Source organism: Pseudomonas sp. (assembly GCF_037994325.1).
GTDB lineage: Bacteria > Pseudomonadota > Gammaproteobacteria > Pseudomonadales > Pseudomonadaceae > Aquipseudomonas.
The window spans coordinates 1-22,258 of the sequence record NZ_JBBNAH010000635.1 but is presented as its reverse complement, the minus strand read 5'-3'; the positions used below and the strand labels follow the sequence as shown (position 1 = coordinate 22,258).

The window sequence follows — 22,258 nt, the reverse complement described above, 5'->3', positions numbered from 1 at the left end:
GCCTTGGTGCGCACAGCACACCCTACGTTCGATCTCAGTCAGCGCCGCTGCAGGCGATAAACCCCTTCATCCATACGCTGCAACCCACGCTGCAGAAACTTCCAGTTTTCTTCGGCCTTTAAGCCATTCTCCAGGTGCAGCAGTTGCGGCTCCCACTCGGCGAGCAACCTTTGCACTTCAACATCCGGCACCGAGAACGGCGGACCGTCCATTTGGCTTTGTTCGTAATCCAGGTTGACCAGTAAACCCCGGCAGCCGCTAGGCAGCAGTTGGGTCAGGTGTCGGGCATAGGCTTCACGCATCGCTGGCGGTAAGGCAATCAAGGCGGCGCGGTCGTAAAGCGCGGTGCAGCCCCGCAGGTCTTCGGCAGTCAGGGCGAAGATATCGCCACACCACAGCTCAAGATTGCCGGCCTGGTAGATACGGAATACGCCGTGTTGGCGTATCTGCGGCTGCAAGTTGTGCTCGCGAAAGAAGTCTTCCACCGCCTGTTCAACCAACTCTATGCCGAGCACGCGCAAGCCCTGCCCGGCTAGCCACACCAAGTCCAAACTCTTGCCACACAACGGCACCAGCACCTGAGCGCCTTGAGGGACCTCTAGCCCAGGCCAGTACTGTTGCAGATAGGGATTGGCAGTGGCGGCATGAAAGCCGATCTGGTTGTTTTGCCAGCGTCTTAGCCAGAAGTCGGGCTGCATGATTGCCTCACTAATTCGATCAAATTGCTCGAGATTTTATACTGGTTTTCGATAGGTCCAAGCCGGAAGATGTTGGCATTCCCCTGAGGACCACGTCATGTCGTTACCCAGCTTATTTATTTCCCACGGTTCACCCATGCTCGCGCTGGAGCCCGGCGCCAGCGGTCCGGCATTGGCCAAGCTAGCTGCCGAGCTGCCGCGCCCCAAGGCGATTCTGGTGGTGTCGGCACATTGGGAAAGCAATCAGCTGTTGGTTAACAGCAACCCACAGCCAGATACCTGGCACGACTTCGGCGGCTTTCCACCGGAGTTGTACGCCGTGCAGTACCCTGCCCCCGGCGCGCCGCAGTTGGCCAGAGAGGCACGCGACCTATTGGTGGCCGCCGGTCTGCCTGCTGAACTGGATGCCAAGCGGGTGTTCGACCATGGCGTGTGGGTGCCGTTGATGTTGATGTACCCGGACGCGGATATTCCCATTGCCCAAGTCTCTATCCCTACCCGCCTCGGCCCGGCCTTTCAAACCCGTGTAGGCAAAGCCTTGGCCAGCTTGCGCGAGCAAGGCGTGCTGCTGATTGGTTCCGGCAGCATTACCCATAACCTCGGTGAACTGAATTGGCGTGCCGGCCCCGAGGTGATCACGCCCTGGGCCGAAGAATTCCGTGACTGGATGGTGGAGCGACTGGCCGCTAACGACGACGAGGCCCTGCATGATTACCGCCGACAAGCGCCGTCAGCCGTACGCAACCACCCGAGCGATGAACATTTGTTGCCGTTGTACTTTGCCCGCGGCGCTGGCGGCAAATTCGCTATTGCCCACCAAGGGTTTACGCTTGGCTCACTGGGGATGGATATTTATCGGTTTGATTGAGGAGCGCATTTTGGTGCGCGCAGCACACCCTACGGCGCCGATGATCCACAGGCGCACCAGCACCCGCCGCACAAACTGGCAGCCATAAAAAAACCCGCACTAGGCGGGTTTTTTATTAACGACTGATCAGTCTTCACGGTACCGGCGCAGCTTCAGCTGCTTACCGGCAACGCGGGTGTCTTTCAGTTTGGTCAGCAGACGCTCCAGACCTTCTTCCGGCAGTTCAACCAGGCTGAAGCTGTCGCGCACTTGAATGCGGCCGATGGCTTCGCGGGCCAGGCCGCCTTCGTTAAGGATGGCGCCCAGCAGGTTTTTGGCGGCAATACCGTCGCGTGCGCCCAGAGCGGTACGGCAACGGGCACGGCCTTCGGCCAGTGGCATCGGCGCGCGACGCTCACGCGGCTCGCTGCGCTCGGAACCAGCAGGACGCTCGGAACGCTCACGCGGTGCGCTGGTTGGCACCAGTGGCTGCTCGCGCTCTACGTCAGCAAGGGTCAGCGCTTGACCGTTGGTGGCTTTGCGCAGCAGAGCTGCAGCCAGGGCACGCGGGGTGCAACCAATGTCAGCGGTCAAACGGTCGAGCAGATCGCCATGGCTGGCTTCGGCATCAGCTACCAACGGCGCCAGGCTGTTGGTCAATTTCTTGATGCGTGCGTCCAATACTTGCTGGCCATTGGGCAGGCGAACTTCGGCAACCTTTTGCCCGGTTACGCGCTCGATCACTTGCAGCATGCGGCGCTCACGTGGCGTCACCAGCAACAGGGCGCGACCGGTACGACCAGCACGGCCGGTACGACCGATACGGTGTACGTAAGACTCTGGGTCATAAGGCATGTCCACGTTCATTACGTGGGTGATGCGCGGTACGTCGAGACCACGGGCAGCCACGTCGGTAGCAACCACGATGTCCAGACGGCCATCTTTCAACGATTCGATAACACGCTCACGTTGGTTCTGGGCGATGTCACCGTTCAGCGCAGCGGCTTTATAGCCTTTGGCTTCCAGCGCAGCGGCCAGGTCCAGAGTCGCTTGCTTGGTACGCACGAAAGCGATCAGTGCGTCGAAGTCTTCCACTTCCAGCAGACGCAGTACGGCAGCGTGCTTCTGGTCAGCGTGAACCAGCAGGTGAGCCTGCTCAATCGCGGTCACAGTCTGGGTTTTGGTTTCGATTTTGATGTGCTTCGGGTCACGCAGGTGCTTTTCAGCAATGGCGCGAATCGAGTGCGGCAAGGTGGCCGAGAACAGTACGGTCTGGCGGCTTGCTGGCATGGCCTTGAAGATAACTTCCAGGTCGTCCATAAAGCCCAGCTTGAGCATTTCGTCGGCTTCGTCGAGCACCAGGTGCTGGATAGTCGACAGCACTTTCTCGTCACGACGCAGGTGGTCAACCAAGCGACCTGGGGTGGCCACAACAATCTGGGCGCCATTACGGATGGCTTTCAGTTGTGGGCCCATTGGTGCGCCGCCGTAAACGGCGACCACGGTAACGCCGGGCATTTGCTTAGCGTAGGTTTCAAACGCGGTGGCCACTTGCAGGGCCAGCTCGCGGGTCGGCGCCAGGATCAACGCTTGTACTTCGCGCTTGGCCGGGTCGATGCGGTTCAGAATCGGCAGTGCAAACGCGGCGGTTTTACCGGTACCGGTTTGCGCTTGGCCGATCATGTCGTGGCCGGCGAGGATTACCGGAATAGCTTGCAGTTGAATAGCCGAAGGCTCTTCGTAACCGGTGGCGATTACTGCAGCGAGAATATTGGGGTGAAGTCCGAGCGCGGCGAAGCCGCCGGATACCTGGGTCATGGGTCTGCCTCAAAGTGCATCCGCAAAGACCCATGTTCCAAAGCTGCGCATGCCGTGTAAGACCCGAAGGTAACCCTGGCAGCCCTGTAGGCGGGGATTTGCGAAAACGTATTAATGAAAAAAGAAGATATTCAGGACGTTCACTTGGTGAACTGCAACCAGAGCTCGCTCTGGGAAAAACCTGCAAAACCTGAACACGGCCTGTTGAAGCCGGCGCGCACTATACCGGAAAAAGTTGACCTCGGTGTAAGTTTTGCCAAGAAAATCCTTACGCTCCGCTGGCCGGTCACCGATTTAGACGCCTTTTGCCGTTCTGCTAGGGCAAATGGACAAGCGAAAGCCGGCCAGCTATACCGCACCAGTCGCCTCGCCCCAGCACAAGGAAAAACCGCTATGAACCGCAGCAGCATTGGTCGCGTCACCCGAGAAAAACGTGGCCACATTATGCTGATCGGTCTCGACCGGCCGGCCAAACGCAATGCCTTCGACCTGGCACTGCTCGACGACCTAACGCTGGCCTATGGCGAGTTCGAACGCGACAGCGAAGCGCGGGTAGCGCTGGTGTTTGCCCATGGCGAGCACTTCACCGCCGGGCTGGATCTGGCCAATGTCGCAGCCACCTTTGTCAGCGGCTGGCAGATTCCCGAGGGCGGTTGCGACCCCTGGGGCGTATTTGGCGGGCCACGGGTGAGCAAGCCGGTGATCGTTGCCGTGCAGGGTTACTGCTACACCATCGGCATCGAGCTGATGCTCGCCTCGGATATCAACCTGTGCGCCAGCAATACCCGTTTTGCCCAGATGGAAGTGCAGCGCGGCATCTTCCCATTTGGCGGTGCGACATTACGTATGCATCAAGCCGCAGGCTGGGGCAATGCCATGCGCTGGCTGCTTACCGGCGATGAGTTCGACGCCCACGAAGCCTGCCGCCTGGGCTTGGTCCAGGAAGTGTTGGCCAGCGAAGACTTAATGCCCCGCGCCCTGCACCTGGCGGAGCGCGTTGCAGCGCAGGCGCCACTGGGCGTGCAGGCAACCCTGGCGTCGGCGCGCCAGGCGGTAATCGCAGGCGATGAAGCCGCGGCCGCCGCCCTGCCCGCCACCATGCGCCGCTTGATGACCAGCGAAGATGCGCAGGAAGGCGTGCGCGCTATGCAAGAGCGCCGGCCGGGCGACTTTAAGGGGCGCTGACTCAGGTAGCCGGACGAATCAGCTCAATCAGCGGTTGCAGGGAGTAGCCCAACTGCCCTTCCAGCGCGTGGGCGCGCTGTTCAACGGCGGCGATATCCAGCTGCTGATCCAGGTCGGCCGGCACGATCAGAATCACATTGCCCTCCTTTACCGGCAGTTCCCAATAGTGGCGGTGATACAGGCCGCGCAGCAGCGCTGCGCCCAGTGGTTTGCCGTCATCGCTGGCCCATTGGTTAATCACCAGCCAGCCGCCGGGGTTCAAGCGTTGCTGACACCCTTCAAGAAAGCGCCAGGCCAAATGGCCCACGGCCGGGCCGGTGTCGGTATATAGGTCGACAAAAATCAGGTCGGCGCTTTCGGCGCTTTCCAGGAGTTGCTGGGCATCGCCAATGCGCACGTACAAACGTGGATCATCGTCCAAGCCCATATATTCCATGGCCAGGCGCGGCACGTCGGAGCGCAGTTCGATGGCTTCAACGTCGTCCAGCGGCAGAAACTTCAAACAGGCTTGGGTCAAGGTGCCCGCGCCCAAACCGAGAAACAGCGCGCTCTCCGGCTGCGCGTGGCTCAAGGCGCCGATAAACATGGCGCGGGTGTAGTCGTACTCCAGCCAGGTGGGGTCTGGCAGAAATACGCAGCTTTGTTCGATGGCATCGCCAAACTCGAGAAAGCGGTAGTCGCCGACTTGCATCACCTTAATCACGCCGTACTCGTCGTGAATCTCGGCCAACAGTAATTCTTCGGTCAGCTCGTCCCGTGGCGGCTGTACAGGCATCTCACTCTCCGCTTAAAAATCCCGCCATGACATCGCCGACCAGGCGCTATCGGGGAAAGGCGCCGATTGTCATTGAAGTGCCAGGGCCGGGTCACGCGATAATTCGCCCACTTTTGGCCCTGCCAACAATAAGAACGACGGGAGAATGTTATGTACGCCATCATCGGCGCTGGCCCCATGGGCCTTTGCACAGCCCGCCAACTGCAAAAACACGGCATTGCGTTTGTTGGCTTTGAGCTGCATGCGAATGTGGGCGGTCTGTGGGACATCGATAACCCGCACAGCACCATGTATGAATCGGCGCATTTGATTTCCTCCAAAGGCACCACGCAGTTCAGCGAATTCCCCATGGACGAGGCTGTTGCGCCCTACCCGCACCACAGCGAAATGCGCCGCTACTTCCGTGACTATGCCGAGCATTTTGGCTTGTACGAGCACTACCAGTTCGACACTCGCGTGCTGCGTATGGAACGCCGCGAAAACGGCTGGACCCTGTATACCGAAAAAGCCGGGGTGACCCGCGAGTGGCAATTCGATGGCGTGTTGATCGCCAACGGCACGCTGCATAAACCCAACCTCGCCGAGCTGCCGGGTTCGTTTAGCGGCGAGTTGCTGCACTCCAGCGACTACCGCTCCCCCGAGATATTCAGCGGCAAGCGCGTATTGGTCGTCGGCTGCGGCAACTCGGCTTGCGATATCACCGTTGATGCCGTGCACCGCGCCGCATCGGTGGACTTGTCGGTGCGCCGCGGCTACTACTTCCTGCCCAAGTTTCTCTTGGGCCGCCCCATCGACACCTTTGGCGGCGCAGTAAAACTGCCGCGTGCGCTAAAGCAACGTATCGACGGCCTGCTGATTCGCGCACTGGTCGGCAAGCCCTCCAACTACGGCCTGCCCGACCCTGATTACAAACTCTATGAATCGCACCCGGTGATGAACTCGTTGGTCCTGCACCACCTCGGCCATGGCGATATCAACGCGCGGCGCGATATCGCCAAGGTCGACGGCAAATCGGTGACGTTTACCGACGGCGAAACGGCCGAGTACGACCTGATTTTGCAGGGCACCGGCTACAAGCTCGACTACCCCTTTATCGACCGCAGCCACCTCAACTGGCCTGAAGGTGCCGGTGCACCAAAGCTGTACCTCAACGTGTTCCATCCCGAGTACGACGACCTGTTTATGATGGGCATGGTCGAAGCCTCGGGCCTGGGCTGGCAGGGCCGCGCCGAGCAGGCCGAATTAGTCGCGCTATTTATTCGCCAATTACAGGCGCAAGCGCCGGCGGCGAAAGCGTTTCAGGCTACCAAGCGTGAACGGGCCAGTATTCGCCTGGACGGCGGCTACGGCTATCTGGACCTCGAGCGCATGGCCTACTACGTGCACAAAGACACCTACCGCCAGGCCATCGCCAAGCACAGCGCCGCGTTACGCCCAATCGCCACCGCGGGCTGAAACAGACATGCACAGGCTCTATCGCGCCGATCAACAGCCGGCGCGCTTGTGGCCGTGGGCCGATCGGTTACCATGCCCGTCCGCCTAATCTGCTTGAGCCGAGAACCTCGATGTCGCAACCATGGAGCCCCAGCAGCTGGAGAGCTAAACCCATCCAGCAGCAACCGCAGTACCCAGACGCCGCCCACCTGAGCACCGTTGAACAAACCCTGGCCGGTTATCCGCCGCTGGTGTTTGCCGGCGAAGCGCGCGAACTGCGCCGCCAGTTTGCCGAGGTCACCCAGGGCCGTGCGTTTTTGCTGCAAGGGGGCGACTGCGCCGAGAGCTTTGCCGAGTTCAGCGCGGCGAAAATTCGCGACACCTTTAAAGTGCTGCTGCAAATGGCGATTGTCATGACCTTTGCAGCCGGCAGCCCGGTGGTAAAAGTTGGTCGTATGGCCGGCCAGTTCGCCAAGCCGCGCTCGGCCAACGACGAAACCATTGATGGCGTTACCCTGCCCGCCTACCGCGGCGATATCGTCAATGGCATCGGCTTTGACGCCAGCAGCCGCGTGCCAGACCCTGAGCGTTTGCTGCAGGCCTACCACCAGTCCACCGCCAGCCTTAACCTGCTGCGCGCCTTTGCCCAGGGCGGTTTTGCCGACCTGCACCAAGTGCACAAGTGGAACCTGGAATTTATCGAAAACTCGGCGCTTGGCGAGAAGTACAACCAGCTTGCCGACCGTATCGACGAAACCCTGGCCTTTATGCGCGCCTGCGGCATGGACAGCTCGGCGCAAGTGCGCGAAACCAGTTTCTTCACCGCCCACGAAGCGCTGCTGCTGAATTACGAGCAAGCCTTTGTCCGCCGCGACAGCCTGACTGGCGGCGACTACGCCTGCTCGGCGCATATGTTGTGGATTGGCGACCGCACCCGTCAGGTCGACGGCGCCCATGTGGAATTTCTCCGTGGCGTCGGCAACCCCATCGGCGTGAAGTGCGGACCGAGCATGAGCAGCGAAGATTTGATTCGCCTGATCGATATTCTTAACCCGGACAACGACCCCGGCCGCCTGAACCTGATCGTGCGCATGGGCGCCGACAAGGTCGAAGCGGGCCTGCCGCGTCTGCTGCGCACGGTTAAAGAAGAAGGCCGCCACGTGTTGTGGAGCTCCGACCCCATGCACGGCAACACCATCAAGGCCTCCAGCGGCTACAAAACCCGCGACTTCGCGCAGATCCTTGCCGAGGTTAAGCAGTTCTTCCAAGTGCACGAAGCCGAAGGCACGTATGCCGGTGGTATTCATATCGAGATGACGGGGCAGAACGTCACCGAGTGCATTGGCGGCTCGCGGCCGATTACCGAAGATGGCCTATCCGACCGCTACCACACCCACTGCGACCCACGGATGAACGCCGACCAGTCGTTGGAATTAGCGTTTTTGATTGCCGAAACGTTGAAAGGCGTACGGCGCTAAACGCCGACGATCTCGAACACGTCACCGCCATTCACGAATCGTCGTCCCCGCGCAGGCGGGGACCCAGACTGCAACGTCAGGCGCATTATTCACGTCACCTTTAAATTCTGGATCCCCGCCTGCGCGGGGATGACGGTGAGTGCTTGCCCTACCCCCTAAGCCCAGGGCTTAAGCGCAACATATCCAGCACCACATCCACCAGGCGTTCGGCCTCTTTGCCCAAGGCAAAGCTTTTCGGCGCCAGCAGCCATTTGGCTAATACCCCATCTATAAACGAATGCAGGCACAGCGCTGCACGCTTGGTGTTGAGGTCTTCAGGCAACTGGCCTTTGTTGATGGCGTTACGCAGGGTCAGCTCAATGCGCTGGTCGCAGTCGATGCTGTTGTCTTGCATGCGTTGGCGCAGGTCGTTGAGTTCGTCGGTGTACTCACATTTATGGAACAGAATTTCGTTGATGCGCCGCACCTGCGCATCACTGGCGGTCTGTTTAAACACCTGCACCAGCAATTCACGCATGCGCCCTAGCGGGTCGGGCTCGCTGGCGCTTTCGCTGGCCTTAGCCAATTCCTCGAACGGTAGGTGCGCGCGCTCGAACATCGCTTCAAACAGGTCGCTCTTATTGCTGAAGTGCCAATAGATGGCACCACGGGTAACCCCGGCCACTTCGGCAATTTTGGCCAGCGTGGTGCGGCCGACGCCATGCTCGTAGAACGCCTGCTCGGCAGCATCGAGAATCTGGCTACGGGTTTCCTGCGCTTCTTCTTTGGTCCGTCTGACCATATGGGTACAGCCCTTGGTTAGCGACACGTAAGGCTTCTGTCAGCGTCGTGTCAGTTAGGTGCAAAGCTGAAAAAAAGCTTATGTAACAGCGGATTTTAGACGTTTACAAACAACCGTGAATGTAAGTATATTTCTTAGCATCCTACCTATCCACAAGAAAATCCTTATTTTTTGATCACACTTTGATCAGCCGCCACTAAAACGCTAAATCTCCAACCAATCGTACCGACGCCTTTAACCGTCGATCGACATGAGGCCTTTCATGCAATTCAAGCCAGCCCATACCGCTCTGGTAACCGCCATCGCATTGGCAACACTGCTTATCAGTGGTTGCGAAAAAGCAGCAGAAGCGCCCCCACAACAGACCCCGCAAGTGGGTGTGGTGACCTTGAAAGCGCAGCCCTATGCCTTAGTCAGCCAACTGCCAGGCCGTACCAATGCCTACCGCGTTGCCGAAGTTCGCCCGCAGGTGAACGGCATCATTCTTAAGCGTCTGTTTACCGAAGGCCGCGAAGTCAAAGCCGGTGAGCAGCTCTATCAAATTGACCCGTCGGTGTACGAAGCCACACTGAAAAGCGCCCAGGCCACCCTGCAATCGACCAAATCCCTGGCCGACCGTTATAAGCAGTTGGTGAACGAGCAAGCCGTAAGCCGCCAGGAATACGACGACGCCGTGTCCAAGCGCCTGCAAGCCGAAGCCACGCTGCAAAGCGCACAAATCGACCTGCGTTACACCAAAGTGTTGGCGCCGATCTCCGGCCGCATCGGCCGCTCGGCTGTGACTGAAGGCGCCCTAGTGAGCAATGGCCAGACCACCGCCATGGCCACCATTCAGCAACTCGACCCGATCTACGTCGACGTCACCCAGTCTTCCGCGCAACTGCTCAAGCTGCGTCGCGAGTTGGAAAGCGGCAACCTGCAGAAAGCCGGCGACAACGCCGCCAAGGTCAAGCTGGTACTCGAAGACGGCAGCCTCTACGAACAGGAAGGCAAGCTGGAATTCTCCGAAGTGTCGGTGGACGAAGGCACCGGTTCGGTGACTATTCGCGCGGTGTTCCCTAACCCTGAACACCAATTGCTGCCTGGCATGTTCGTCCATGCACAACTGCAAGCCGGGGTTAACGAAAACGCCATTCTTGCTCCGCAGCAGGGTGTAACCCGCGACCTGAAAGGCATGCCGACCGCCATGGTGGTCAATGCCGAGAACAAGGTGGAACTGCGTCAGCTCAAAGCCGAGCGCACCTTGGGTAGCGAATGGCTGATCAACGACGGCCTGAAAGCCGGCGACCGCGTGATCACCGAAGGCCTGCAATACGTAAAACCGGGCGTTGAAGTGAAAGTCAGCGAAGCCACCAACGTCGGCAAACCTGCTGCCGCCGACGACGGCAAAGCCCCTGCTCAAGATCAGGCCCAAGGCGAAGGTAAGTAACCCATGTCGAAATTCTTTATCGACCGCCCCATTTTCGCCTGGGTAATTGCCCTGGTGATCATGCTGGTCGGCACGCTGTCCATTCTGAAACTACCGATCAACCAATACCCGGCCATTGCGCCACCGGCCATCGCCATTCAGGTGACCTACCCAGGCGCGTCCGCACAAACCGTGCAGGACACCGTGGTGCAGATCATCGAGCAGCAGCTCAACGGTATCGACAACCTGCGTTATGTGAGTTCGGAAAGTAACTCCGACGGCAGCATGACCATCACCGCGACCTTCAACCAGGGCACCAGCCCGGACACCGCCCAGGTTCAGGTGCAGAACAAGCTCAACCTGGCCACCCCGCTGCTGCCTCAGGAAGTGCAGCAACAGGGTATTCGCGTGACCAAGGCGGTAAAGAACTTCCTGATGGTGGTCGGCTTGGTGTCCGAAGACGGCAGCATGACCCGCGAGGATTTGTCGAACTACATCGTCTCCAACATGCAAGACCCCATTTCGCGTACCTCCGGCGTGGGTGACTTCCAGGTGTTCGGTGCTCAGTACGCCATGCGTATCTGGCTCGACCCGGCCAAGCTGAACAAATTCCAGCTGACGCCGGTGGACATCAAAACCGCCGTGGCGGCGCAAAACGTGCAGATTTCCTCCGGTCAGTTGGGCGGTTTGCCAGCGATTGAAGGCCAGCAACTAAACGCCACCATCATCGGTAAAACCCGCTTCCAGTCGGCGGAGCAGTTCAAAAACATTCTGCTCAAGGTCAACACCGACGGCTCGCAGGTACGCCTGTCGGACGTCGCCAAAGTTGAGCTCGGTGGCGAAAACTACAGCATCGACGCGCAGTTCAACGGTAAAGCGGCATCCGGCCTGGCGATCAAACTGGCCACCGGCGCCAACGCCCTGGACACCGCCAAAGCCATTCGCGCCACCATCGCCGACCTGGAACCGTTCTTCCCGGCAGGCATGAAAGCGGTGTACCCGTACGACACCACCCCGGTGGTCACCGAGTCCATCAACGGCGTGGTCGACACCCTGGTTGAGGCCGTGGTGCTGGTGTTCCTGGTGATGTTCCTGTTCCTGCAGAACCTGCGGGCCACCATTATCACCACCATGACCGTGCCGGTGGTTTTGCTCGGCACCTTCGGTATTCTCGCCGCCTCGGGCTTCACCATTAACACCCTGACCATGTTTGGTATGGTGCTGGCCATCGGCCTACTGGTGGACGACGCCATCGTGGTGGTGGAAAACGTCGAACGGGTCATGGCCGAGGAGAATTTGTCGCCCAAAGAAGCGACGAAGAAATCCATGGGCCAGATTCAAGGCGCCCTGGTCGGTATCGCTATGGTGCTGTCGGCGGTACTGCTGCCCATGGCGTTCTTTGGTGGCTCCACCGGTGTGATCTACCGTCAGTTCTCCATCACCATCGTCTCGGCCATGGGCCTGTCGGTGTTGGTCGCCCTGGTGTTCACCCCAGCCCTGTGCGCCACCCTGCTCAAGCCAATTAAAGAAGGCAGCCACGGTGTTCCGAAACGTGGCTTCTTTGGCTGGTTTAACCGCAACTTCGACCGTACCGTAACCGGCTACGAACGTGGCGTGGCGAGCATGCTGCGCAATAAAACGCCGTACCTGCTGGCCTATGCCGTGCTGATCGCCGGCATGATCTGGCTGTTTATGCGCATCCCTACCGCGTTCCTGCCGGAAGAAGACCAGGGCGTACTGTTCGCCCAGGTGCAAACCCCGGCAGGCTCCAGTGCTGGGCGTACCCAGGCGGTGGTCGATGAAATGCGTGCCTACCTGCTGAAAGACGAAGCGGCCACCGTGAGTTCGGTGTTTACCGTCACCGGCTTTAACTTCGCCGGCCGCGGCCAGAGCTCGGGTATGGCGTTTATCATGCTCAAGCCATGGGAAGAGCGTTCAGCCGAGAACACCGTGTTTGCCCTGGCGCAGCGCGCGCAAAATCACTTCTTCACGTTCCGCGATGCCATGGTGTTCGCCTTTGCCCCACCAGCAGTACTGGAACTGGGTAACGCCACCGGCTTTGACGTGTTCCTGCAAGACCGTGCCGGTGTTGGTCACGACAAGTTGATGGAAGCGCGTAACCAGTTCCTCGGTATGGCGGCGCAAAGCAAGGTGTTGATGCAAGTACGCCCCAACGGCCTGAACGATGAACCGCAGTTCCAACTGACCATCGACGACGAACGCGCCAGCGCGTTGGGCCTGACGCTGTCGGACATCAACAACACCCTGTCGATTGCCTTGGGCGGTAATTACGTCAACGACTTTATCGACCGTGGCCGGGTGAAGAAGGTGTATATCCAGGGCGAAGCCAATTCGCGCATGACCCCGGAAGACCTGCAGAAGTGGTACGTACGCAACAGCGCCGGTGAGATGGTGCCCTTCTCTGCTTTCGCCTCCGGCTCGTGGATTTACGGCTCGCCGAAACTGGCGCGCTACAACGGCGTAGAAAGTATGGAAATCATGGGCTCGCCAGCGCCGGGTTACTCAACCGGTGAAGCCATGGCCGAAGTCGAAGCGCTGGCGAAAAAACTGCCCACCGGTATCGGCTATTCGTGGACCGGTTTGTCTTATGAAGAACGCCTGGCCGGCTCGCAAACCCTGGTGCTGTATGCCATCTCGGTGCTGTTGGTGTTCCTCTGCCTGGCGGCGCTGTATGAAAGCTGGTCGATCCCGATTGCGGTCATCCTGGTGGTGCCGCTGGGTATTATCGGTGCGCTGATGGCTACCAGCTTGCGCGGGCTGTCCAACGACGTGTTCTTCCAGGTGGGGCTGTTGACCACCGTGGGCTTGGCGGCGAAAAACGCCATTCTGATCGTCGAGTTCGCCAAAGAGCTGCACGAACAAGGCAAGTCGCTGGTCGATGCCGCCCTGGAAGCCTGCCGCATGCGCTTGCGCCCGATCATCATGACGTCGATGGCGTTTATCCTCGGCGTGGTGCCGCTGGCAATTTCCACCGGCGCCGGTTCCGGTAGCCAACACGCCATCGGTACTGGCGTAATCGGCGGCATGATCACCGCGACCATATTGGCGATCTTCTGGGTGCCGTTGTTCTTCGTCACGATCTCGTCGATGTTCAAAGGCAAGAAGTCTGAAACCCCAAGCAATGAGGCTGGCCACTGATGCGCAAGTCACTACTGTCCCTGGCAGTTGCCACCTTTGTACTGAGTGGCTGCTCGCTGATTCCTGAGTACCTGCAGCCGGCCTCGCCGGTTGCTCCGGCCTATCCGCAAGGCCCGGCCTACGGGCCGGCCGAGTCGGCCAAAGTCGCTGAGGCCGAGCAAGGCTGGCGCCAGTTCTTCCACGACCCGGCGCTGCAACAGCTGATTCAAACCGCGCTGGAAAACAACCGCGACCTGCGCGTAGCCGCGTTGAACCTTGATGCCTACGCCGCGCAGTACCGCATTCAGCGCTCGGACCTGTTCCCGAAAATCAGTGCCGACGGCACCGGTGTGCGTCAGCGCGTGCCGGGCGACCTGTCGCAAACCGGCAACGCCACCACCAGCGGCCAATACTCGGCCACTCTCGGCGTTAGCGCCTATGAGCTGGACCTGTTCGGCCGCGTGCGTAGCCTTAGTGAAGAAGCGTTGCAAACCTACTTCTCCAGCGAGCAAGCACGCCGTAGCACCCAGCTCAGCTTGGTGGCCAACGTCGCCAATGCTTACCTGACGCTGACCGCCGACCAAGAGCTGCTACGCCTGACCGAAGAAACCCTGAAAACCTACGAAGACAGCTTCAAGCTGACCCAACGTAGCAACGACGTCGGCGTGGCCTCGGCGCTGGACTTGAGCCAAGCGCGGACCTCGGTAGAAAGCGCACGCGTGGCCCTGGCGCAATACCAACGCCTGGTTGCGCAAGACCGCAACAACCTGGCCCTGCTGCTCGGCACCTCGGTGCCAGACAACTTGGTCGCGGAAAAGCCGTTGGCCGACGACCTGCTGGAAGAACTGCCCGTTGGCTTGCCGTCGGAACTGCTGCAACGTCGCCCGGATATTCTTGAGGCCGAGTACCTGCTTAAAGCCGCCAACGCCAATATTGGCGCTGCGCGCGCGGCCTTCTTCCCCAGCATTAGCCTGACCGCTAATGCCGGCAGCAGCAGCGCCAGCTTGTCCGACCTGTTTAAAGGCGGTTCGGGCAGTTGGTATTTCTCGCCGACCATCAGCATTCCGATCTTTAACGCTGGTGAGCTGAAGGCCAGCCTGGACTACTCGAAAATCCAGAAAGATATTCGCGTGGCCCAGTACGAGAAGTCGATTCAGACCGCCTTTCAGGAAGTCTCCGACGGCCTTGCTGCACGCCAGACCTACAACCAACAGTTGCAAGCGCAGCGCGATTTCGTCGCCGCCAACCAGGACTACTACCGCCTGGCCGAGCGTCGCTACCGCACCGGCATCGACAGCAACCTGACCTTCCTCGACGCCCAGCGCTCGTTGTTTAGTGCCCAGCAATCGCTGATCACCGACCGCTTGGCGCAGCTGACCAGCGAAGTGAATCTGTACAAAGCCTTGGGTGGCGGTTGGGTGGAAAACACCGGTCGCGCGCCAGCGGAACCAGCCAAACCGTAAAGTTTGCCCGTAGGGTGTGCTGTGCGCACCACGGCGTTCCAATAAGATCGCTTGGTGCGCATAGCACACCCTACGGAGCAGACCTCACTCGCCGAGGGTGTGGTCTTTGAGATAACCCGCATAAAAAAGCCCCTGACCTTTCGGTCAGGGGCTTTTGCATTACTGAGGTAGCGCTTACTGCTCCTCAGGCGCCTCGTCTGGCACTTCTTCCGGCGATTCTTCGTCCAGGGCGCCAGCGTCCGGGGCTTCTTCGTCCGGCACGTAGCCTTCTGGTTGCTCTTCGCCCGCACCGCCACCCAACGCGCCAGTTTTGGACATCACCAACATGGCGAACTCTTCCACCGACATTTTCTGGTCGTTGAAGGTTACTTCGTTGTTGGCGTAGTGCAGGTTGGATTCCAGCTTGTCGCCTTTGAGCACGATCATCTCGGTGCCCAACGCCATGCCGCTGCCCATTTCGGTGAACATGGCCGCCTGGTCGTCGATGGCTTTCTGATCGGTCTCACCGGCCAGGGCCGCTTGTACGCGAACGCCGTCGCCGATGACCGCTTTGTCGATGGCCAGCTTGGCATCCAGTTGCGCCAAGACTTGTTTGGCCAATTCCGGCGGTGGCAGGTCGAAGGACTCAGGCTTGTTCAGGTCAACCGACAGGCTCAGCGCTGCTTCGCCATGGGCGGTTTTGATGCTGAATTTCTCCAGCGCCACATGCGGCTTGCCGGCCAGCAGTTGGCCGATATCGGCTTTGAGTTTTTCTTCTTCGGCTGGGGTGAAGGCCAATTCCGGCGCTTCTTCGCCTTGCGCGGCGGCCTGTTGCACAGGCGCGAGTTTGTCGCGGTAAACCTCGACCAGCGCTTGTACCGCGGCAGCGTCGAAGTCTTTCATGCGCCAGATCATCTGCACGCCAGCGATATCTTTGCCGTCAAAGCTGACCTGACCGATGTCGTAGCTGACATGGCCACCGAGCTTGCCGCTGGTCTCTTCGAAGTTGCTGGCCTGGGCCAGGTTTTTGATCAGCACTGGCGGCTTGTCGCCGGCCTTCACTTCAATGCTGGCCAATTTCAGGCTGTTTTCACCCAGGTAGAAATCACCTGTGCCCATCTTCTGATCGCTGTCCAACACCAGGTCACGCACGTTAACGCTTAGTGCTTCGCCGCTGGCATCGGTGCCGGTCAGCAGCAAGCTGTCCATACCACCGCTGACGGCCACTTTCTGGGCGTGGGCGCTGGCATCGACGTCCAGCTTGAGGCCGGAAAATTTAATGTTCTGACCTGCCTGCGGAGCAAAGTCCAACGGGGTCAGTTCAATGGTGCCGGTGGTGGAGTTGTCGTAGCCCAGGCTGACCTGACCGTGCAGCGGCGCCTCGCCTTTGGCGGCATCGAACCATTTCTGGGTCAGGCCATTGGCTTCCAGGGCGTAGTTGCTGGTGGCCAAGACTGGCCACAGGTTGAGTTTTTTCAGACGTGAGAACGGCAGCGGACCGTGCTCGATGTTGTCGACCAGCAGAATTTCTACGTTGCGGTATTCCTCGCCAAACGATGGCGAGTCGAGGGTCAGGCGGTAGTGAGCGGTACTGGTGAACAGGTGGCTGTCCAGGGAAACCAGTTCCAGCTTGCTGGTGATGCCGGTGCCCAGCAGCGCGTCGGCGCCCTTCTGGTTGGCTTCTTCAATGGAAGTTTTCAATACGTTTGGCAGTTGGGTGCCGGTGTACCAAGCGCCACCGGCGCTGATAAGACCTACGGCAACCACAACACCCGCAGCTATTCCTGCTGTTTTATTCATAAGTGACTCAACCCATATCCATATTGAAATAAATGCCCTAACGGCAGGTGCCTTCCTGGCAAAGGGCTCTTGGCAAACAAGCACGGCACAGCGAAAGCGGCGGCGATAGTAGCATTTTGGCTACCATCGCCGTGTGCGGCTTATCTCTGTTCGATGATTTTTACCTCAGGCGCATCAGGGTCGTCTTTCACCCAGTCGCTGAGCAGGCTATAGGCCACCGCCAACAGCGTTGGCCCGAGGAACAAGCCCATAAAGCCAAAGGCCAGCAAGCCACCAAATACGCCGAGCAACACCACCACCAACGGCAAGTTGCCGCCACGGCTGATCAGGTAAGGCTTGAGCACGTTGTCTACGCCGCTGACGATAAAGGTGCCCCACACGCCAAGGAAAATCGCGTAGCCGTAGTCACCTTTCCAGGCCAGCCAGGCCACGGCCGGAATCCACACCAACGGCGGGCCCATGGGAATTAGGCTGAATACAAAGGTCAGCAGGCCGAGCAAAATCGCGCCCGGCACACCGGCAATCCAAAAGCCGATCAGGGCCAGCACCGCTTGTGCGGCAGCCGTACCAATCACGCCATTGACCACGCGCTGCACGGTGCCCGCCACCAAGTGCAAGTAATAGTCGGCGCGCTGGCCAATTAAACGATGCAGGCCCTTGCGTACCAGGTCCGCCAATGCCGGGCCGTCGCGGTAGAAGAAGAACACCAGCACCAGACTCAACGACAACTCCAGCACGCCGCCGCCAATTTTGGCGCTGCGCGCCAACAGCCAGTTACCCACTTCGCCAAGGTAAGGTTTGACGCTGGCAAAGACTGCCGCGCCCTGCTGATCGATGGTCATCCACCAGCCCACCAGGCGGTCACCTAACAGCGGCACCTTGGCCAACCACTCGGGCGGAGCCGGCAGGCCTTGCACTTGGAGGTCTTTGACCAGGTTGACGGCATCGCGCACATGGTCGGCCAGGTTAAAGCCCAGCAACACCAAGGGAATCACCACCAGCACCATCCAACCTGCAGTAAGAATGCCGGCGGCCAGCGAGGTGCGCCCACCCAGCCAACGGGTCAGCAACGGCATCAGCGGCCAACTGGCGAACGCCAGCACGGCGGCCCAGAACAGCGCAGAAAAGAACGGCGCCAACACCCACAGCGCCGCACCGAGTAATGCCAGCAAAAGGATCTGAACCAGCAAGCGGTCGTTGTTAGGCATTTAGAACTCCGGCGAAATCAGAGGCGCTCGTTGCAAGAGACCGGCAAAGAGCGAAAGCAAGGCAGAGCTTAACGCAGGAGCTTGAAGGATAGGCCGTCGCTTTCAGCTTGCCCCAGCTCCAGCCGCGCCGCCCGCACCCCTTGTGCCAGCAAGGCGGTGCGCCAGGCGTCGGCGTATTTGCCAGACAAACTGACCCGCAGCGTGGTGTCTTGGTTCAGGGTACGTGCAAGCAATTGCGCCCAGGCGTCGACCGGTTCGCCATCCAGGCTAGCGAAGTCCAGTTCGCCGGTATTGCGCAGTTGCCTTAGCAAGGTGGCCGGCCCCGGTAGCAACTCGCCGAGATCTGTAGCGTTTTCCAGTTGTTCAACGTGCAGGTACGCACGGCGGTTACCACGGGTGATGCTATAGAGCGCCACCAGCGTGTTCTGATTCGGCTCGGCTAAACGTAAGAGCAGATAGGCCTGCTGGTCATCGGCACCGAGCAGCTTGGCGTTGCCGAATACCGAATTGGCCCACAGGCTGCCAGAACCACACTCGCGGCTTTCACACCAATACAACGCATGCGCACCCTGCTCCTGCAACGCGGCGAGTGCCGCATTAAACGCCTGCCCCGAAGTGTGTTCGGGTGGCAGCTCGTAGGTGACTGAACGCATATGGCCCTGGGTGTCGACCTGCCGCTCATAACGCAGGGTGCCGCTGATACGGCGGATTGAACCCAGGGGATAAATGCGCTCCTGGGTCGGCACATCGCGAAAATCAACAATCTCGGCGCGCGGGAAACGCGGCAGAATGTCCAGGTCTTTGCTGCCAGGCAGGTCAGCGGAAGTGGCAGGGCTGATCCAACAGATCAGCGAAAGCGCCAACAGGCGGAAGTGACGCATAGTTTTTCTCGTTGCGTAGGCGTTTTGCGAAGGCTGCCAGCCTCCGCAGTTGGCCGGGGCAAGTCAAGGCGCGGCGAAAAACCTATTGAAACAGGCTGCTACCGCTTGCGCACCAACCTCATCATCCAAGTGCAGGTGATGACCACCGGCCAAGCGCTGCACCTCAAATGGTAGGCCTTGCAGGGAGTCCACCAGCGCTGGCTGCACGTGCAACAAACCGCCATCTGCCACCACCAAGCAGGCTGGGCAGGCGACGCTGCGAACAAAAACGTCCGTGTGGGCCTGGGTAAAACGCAGCGGTGAGGGCAAGGTCAGACGGCTATCGGTGCGCCAGGTAAAACCGCCCGGCACCGGCATCAACCCGCGTTGCGCCAACAGTTGCGCCGCTTCCAGGCTCACCCCGCCAACCCCTTTCATTCGCGCTTTTACCGCCTGCTCAACCTTTTCATACACCGGCTTGCGCTTACCGGCCAACGCCAGTTGATCACGCAACGCCGAGCCCAGCTTGGCCGGCGCGGCTTCGGCCTCACCGGTAAACGGAATCAGGCCATCGATCAGCGCCAGGCGCTCAATACGCTCAGGCATTGAAGCCGCCAGCAGCACCGAAACAATCGCCCCCATCGAATGGCCCAGCAAAGAAAACCGCTGCCAGCCAAATTGCTCGGCCACCAGCAGCACGTCATAGGCGTAGTCCCACAGCTGGTAATGCGCGCCGGCCGGGCGATGGTCGGAATGGCCGTGGCCGGCGAAGTCCAGGGCGATGATGCGCAGCCCGTCAAGCTTGGGCGCCAGGCGGGCAAAGCTCATGGCATTGTCCAGCCAGCCATGCAGGGCGATGACTGGCTTGCCGTCCTCCGGGCCGAACACGTGAGCCGACAGCTCAATATGCGGCAGGCTCAGGCGCACTTCTTCAAAGGAATAATTCATGCGGACTCCAGCCGGGCCTGCCAGCGGTCAAACAAGGTTTTGAGCAAATCGGCCGTAGCCTGCGGACGTTCCAACGGAAACATATGCCCGCCCGGCAACGTCAGGTACTGGCAGTGCGGCAAGCGGCGGATTGAACGGGTGTGATGGGGCATCACTACGCGGCTGTGGCGCCCGCGAACCATGGCCAGCGGCACTTGCAACTGCTGCGGCCGACCAGGGTTGCTATGCGGCACGCTGCGGTAAATGCTGATTTCTGTGGCCGGGTCGAACAACAGCCGCAGCCCTGCGCCATCGGCCTGCAGGCCATGCTGCACATAGGCGTCGAGGCACTCAGGGTCAAAGCGGCGGAACAGCGATTTGGCGGCAAAATAGTCTTTGGCTTCGGCAAAATCGTTAAACGCTTCGCGCCGGCCCAACGTGCGGCCAGCCGGTGTTATACGGTCGATAAAACCAAAGCGTTTGGCCGCGCGGATCACGATGCGGTCGGCCAGGGTCAGTACCGGCGAATCAAGCATTACCACGCCGCGATATAGCTCAGGGTGGCGCAGCGCCGCGTGGTAATGCAGCACGCCACCAAGGGAATGGCCGACGCCCCACACCGGCTCCGGCAGTTCACGCAGATGGTGCACCAGCTCGTCGACCAGATTGCCCCAATTGTCATCAACCGGAAAACGCGGGTCGTGACCGTGTTGCGGCAAGTGCAGTACGTGATAGTCCGGCGCCAGCGCGGCAAATAACTTGCCGTACGTGGCCGAAGGAAATCCATTGGCGTGGGCAAAAAATACCGGCTGCGGCATCACCTAGCATCCTGAAAACAAAACGTGCTCGATTGTCCGCAAGCGCGAGCACTGCGGCAATGACCGTAACTGCCGGGAATGATGGCAATACGGCCAGCGCCATAACGATTTGCGAGTTGCGCGCACCGCGTGATCGCTTGGTGCGCACAGCACAGCCTACGAGACCCGCAACGACGCCGCTTTATGCACGGTCGCTGCGCAAGAAAATGCCTAACGCCACCAGCGGGAAGGCGCTGCCCACCACCACGATCCACAACCAACCGCCATGGTCGAACAAGGCACTGGCGAGCGATGAACCCAAGGCGCCGCCGACAAAGATGCTGGTCATATACAACGCATTCAGACGCCCGCGGCTGGCGGCGTCCAAGGCATAGATCGCGCGCTGGCCGAGCACCATATTCATCTGCACGCAGAAATCCAGCACCACGCCGGTCAACGCCAGGGCAATCACGGTATTGCTCGGCGGGATAAACGCCGGCAGAAAACAAAGGGTCGCCAAGATCAGCGCCAAACGGGTGGCCACCCGGGTGTGCCCAGCGTCAGCCAGGCGCCCGGCAATCGGTGCTGCCACAGCACCAATGGCGCCGACCAAGGCAAACAACGCGATCTGGGTTTGCGACAGGCCGTGATTACGCGCCAGCTCAAGCGGCACGGCAGTCCAGAACAGGCTAAAGGTGGCAAACATGCAGCCTTGCATCATCGCGCGTTGACGCAGCACAGGCTCACGCTGGAACAGCTTGCCCAGCGACAGGATCAACTGACTGTAGGTCGCACTATGGTCCGGTTGGCGTTTGGGCATGGTGGTTGCCAACGTCAGCACAATAGCGGTCATCACCGCTGCGGCGATCAAAAATACCGCGCGCCAGCCCAGGTGGTCGGCAATCAAACTGGACAGCGGCCGAGCCAGCAAAATGCCCAACAGCAGGCCGCCCATAATGCCGCCCACCACCCTGCCCCGCGACTCCTCCGCCGCTAGGTGCGCGGCCAAGGGAATCAGAATTTGCACCGACACGGAGCTGGCACCAATTAGCAGCGACACCAGCAAAAACGCATGGGGTTGGGTGGTAAACGCCGCCGCCAGCAAGCTGGCCACCGACACCAGCGCGGTGATAATCATCAGCCGCCGGTTTTCCACCAAATCGGCCAACGGCACCAGAAACAACATGCCCAGGGCATAGCCAATTTGCGTCAACGACACGATCAGGCTGGCGGCGGTGGCGGAAATGCCAATATCCGGCGCGATCAGCTCAATGATGGGTTGCGAGTAATAAATGTTGGCGACGATCACGCCGCAGCAAAAGGCAAACAGCAGCACCATGCCACGGGTCATGGTCAGGCTTGTGGAGCTCATGGGGGGCACTCGTCACGGGACAGCGGAAAAGGCCTGCTAGGGTACGGGAAATGGTCCTACGAGAAAATCTCGTTAGCTGGCTATTTAGTTCGACGACCGCGTGCAACCACACCCTCTCCCCTATAAGCGGGAGACCTCAGCACCCATGCAGATATGTTCCCCTCTCCCGCTTGCGGGAGAGGGGCTAGGGGTGAGGGCGAGCCATTACCCGGTAGTAAGCGTTGAACGTTTGACAGCCTCCCGCCACTCACCGAAGCTGCAAGCCAACCGTGATACGCGCTCGTCAGAAC

General features: G+C 59.9%; 16 protein-coding genes and 1 pseudogene. 7 read left to right on the top strand and 10 right to left on the bottom strand.

Annotated features, from left to right (window positions below):
* Positions 1-38 precede the first annotated feature (38 nt).
* Positions 39-698, bottom strand: coding sequence for a thiopurine S-methyltransferase (locus tag AAAB16_RS20985; RefSeq protein ID WP_340665076.1), 660 nt, complete (start codon positions 696-698; stop codon positions 39-41).
* Between the two features lie 97 nt (positions 699-795).
* On the opposite strand from AAAB16_RS20985, the gene AAAB16_RS20980 reads away from it, so the two are divergent.
* Complete coding sequence (locus AAAB16_RS20980; RefSeq protein WP_340665075.1) at positions 796-1,566, top strand: class III extradiol ring-cleavage dioxygenase; 771 nt, start codon at positions 796-798, stop codon at positions 1,564-1,566.
* Between the two features lie 126 nt (positions 1,567-1,692).
* Here AAAB16_RS20980 and AAAB16_RS20975 read toward each other — a convergent pair.
* Positions 1,693-3,397, bottom strand: a pseudogene (locus AAAB16_RS20975) (DEAD/DEAH box helicase).
* 359 nt (positions 3,398-3,756) lie between these two features.
* Between AAAB16_RS20975 and AAAB16_RS20970 the strand changes: the two are divergent.
* Positions 3,757-4,548, top strand: a complete 792-nt coding sequence (locus AAAB16_RS20970; RefSeq protein WP_340665074.1) for a crotonase/enoyl-CoA hydratase family protein — start codon at positions 3,757-3,759, stop codon at positions 4,546-4,548.
* A gap of 1 nt (position 4,549) precedes the next feature.
* Here the strand turns inward: AAAB16_RS20970 and AAAB16_RS20965 are convergent, their stop codons facing one another.
* Positions 4,550-5,323, bottom strand: coding sequence for a spermidine synthase (locus AAAB16_RS20965; RefSeq protein WP_340665073.1), 774 nt, complete (start codon positions 5,321-5,323; stop codon positions 4,550-4,552).
* Positions 5,324-5,473: 150 nt separating this feature from the next.
* Here AAAB16_RS20965 and AAAB16_RS20960 point away from each other — a divergent pair, with 150 nt between their 5' ends.
* Both AAAB16_RS20960 and AAAB16_RS20955 read left to right on the top strand, forming a co-directional pair.
* Positions 5,474-6,778 carry an NAD(P)/FAD-dependent oxidoreductase gene (locus tag AAAB16_RS20960; RefSeq protein WP_340665072.1) on the top strand — a complete coding sequence of 435 codons (1,305 nt, stop codon included), beginning with the start codon at positions 5,474-5,476 and terminating at the stop codon, positions 6,776-6,778.
* Between the two features lie 110 nt (positions 6,779-6,888).
* The gene (locus AAAB16_RS20955) at positions 6,889-8,235 is read left to right on the top strand and encodes a class II 3-deoxy-7-phosphoheptulonate synthase (RefSeq protein ID WP_340665071.1); all 1,347 of its coding nucleotides are present in this window, start codon (positions 6,889-6,891) and stop codon (positions 8,233-8,235) included.
* Between the two features lie 148 nt (positions 8,236-8,383).
* On the opposite strand, the gene AAAB16_RS20950 is transcribed toward AAAB16_RS20955, so the two are convergent.
* Positions 8,384-9,016: a TetR family transcriptional regulator gene (locus tag AAAB16_RS20950; RefSeq protein WP_340665070.1), complete on the bottom strand. Its 633-nt coding sequence runs from the start codon at positions 9,014-9,016 to the stop codon at positions 8,384-8,386.
* A 262-nt stretch (positions 9,017-9,278) separates the two neighbouring features.
* Between AAAB16_RS20950 and AAAB16_RS20945 the strand changes: the two genes are divergently transcribed.
* Genes AAAB16_RS20945 through AAAB16_RS20935 form a run of 3 tightly spaced genes read left to right on the top strand, consistent with a single transcriptional unit; the run spans position 9,279 to position 15,025 of the window.
* Entirely contained in the window at positions 9,279-10,445 is a 1,167-nt protein-coding gene (locus AAAB16_RS20945) for an efflux RND transporter periplasmic adaptor subunit (RefSeq protein ID WP_340665069.1), read from the top strand.
* Positions 10,446-10,448: 3 nt separating this feature from the next.
* Entirely contained in the window at positions 10,449-13,583 is a 3,135-nt protein-coding gene (locus AAAB16_RS20940) for an efflux RND transporter permease subunit (RefSeq protein WP_340665068.1), read from the top strand.
* Positions 13,583-15,025 (top strand): AdeC/AdeK/OprM family multidrug efflux complex outer membrane factor, encoded by a 1,443-nt coding sequence (locus AAAB16_RS20935; protein WP_340665067.1) that lies wholly within the window; start codon positions 13,583-13,585, stop codon positions 15,023-15,025. Before AAAB16_RS20940 ends, AAAB16_RS20935 begins: the two co-directional genes overlap by 1 nt.
* A gap of 174 nt (positions 15,026-15,199) precedes the next feature.
* Here AAAB16_RS20935 and AAAB16_RS20930 read toward each other — a convergent pair whose 3' ends face one another.
* From AAAB16_RS20930 to AAAB16_RS20905, 6 genes are all read right to left on the bottom strand, one after another.
* On the bottom strand, positions 15,200-16,804 hold the full coding sequence (locus AAAB16_RS20930) for a YdgA family protein (RefSeq protein WP_340665066.1): 1,605 nt from the start codon (positions 16,802-16,804) through the stop codon (positions 15,200-15,202).
* A gap of 140 nt (positions 16,805-16,944) precedes the next feature.
* Positions 16,945-18,012, bottom strand: coding sequence for an AI-2E family transporter (locus tag AAAB16_RS20925; protein ID WP_340665065.1), 1,068 nt, complete (start codon positions 18,010-18,012; stop codon positions 16,945-16,947).
* A 68-nt stretch (positions 18,013-18,080) separates the two neighbouring features.
* Positions 18,081-18,893 (bottom strand): DUF4892 domain-containing protein, encoded by an 813-nt coding sequence (locus tag AAAB16_RS20920; RefSeq protein ID WP_340665064.1) that lies wholly within the window; start codon positions 18,891-18,893, stop codon positions 18,081-18,083.
* Between the two features lie 63 nt (positions 18,894-18,956).
* Positions 18,957-19,820, bottom strand: coding sequence for an alpha/beta hydrolase (locus tag AAAB16_RS20915; protein WP_340665063.1), 864 nt, complete (start codon positions 19,818-19,820; stop codon positions 18,957-18,959).
* Positions 19,817-20,617 (bottom strand): alpha/beta hydrolase, encoded by an 801-nt coding sequence (locus AAAB16_RS20910; RefSeq protein WP_340665062.1) that lies wholly within the window; start codon positions 20,615-20,617, stop codon positions 19,817-19,819. Before AAAB16_RS20910 ends, AAAB16_RS20915 begins: the two co-directional genes overlap by 4 nt.
* 181 nt (positions 20,618-20,798) lie before the next feature.
* Complete coding sequence (locus tag AAAB16_RS20905; protein ID WP_340665061.1) at positions 20,799-21,968, bottom strand: MFS transporter; 1,170 nt, start codon at positions 21,966-21,968, stop codon at positions 20,799-20,801.
* Positions 21,969-22,258: the final 290 nt, after the last annotated feature.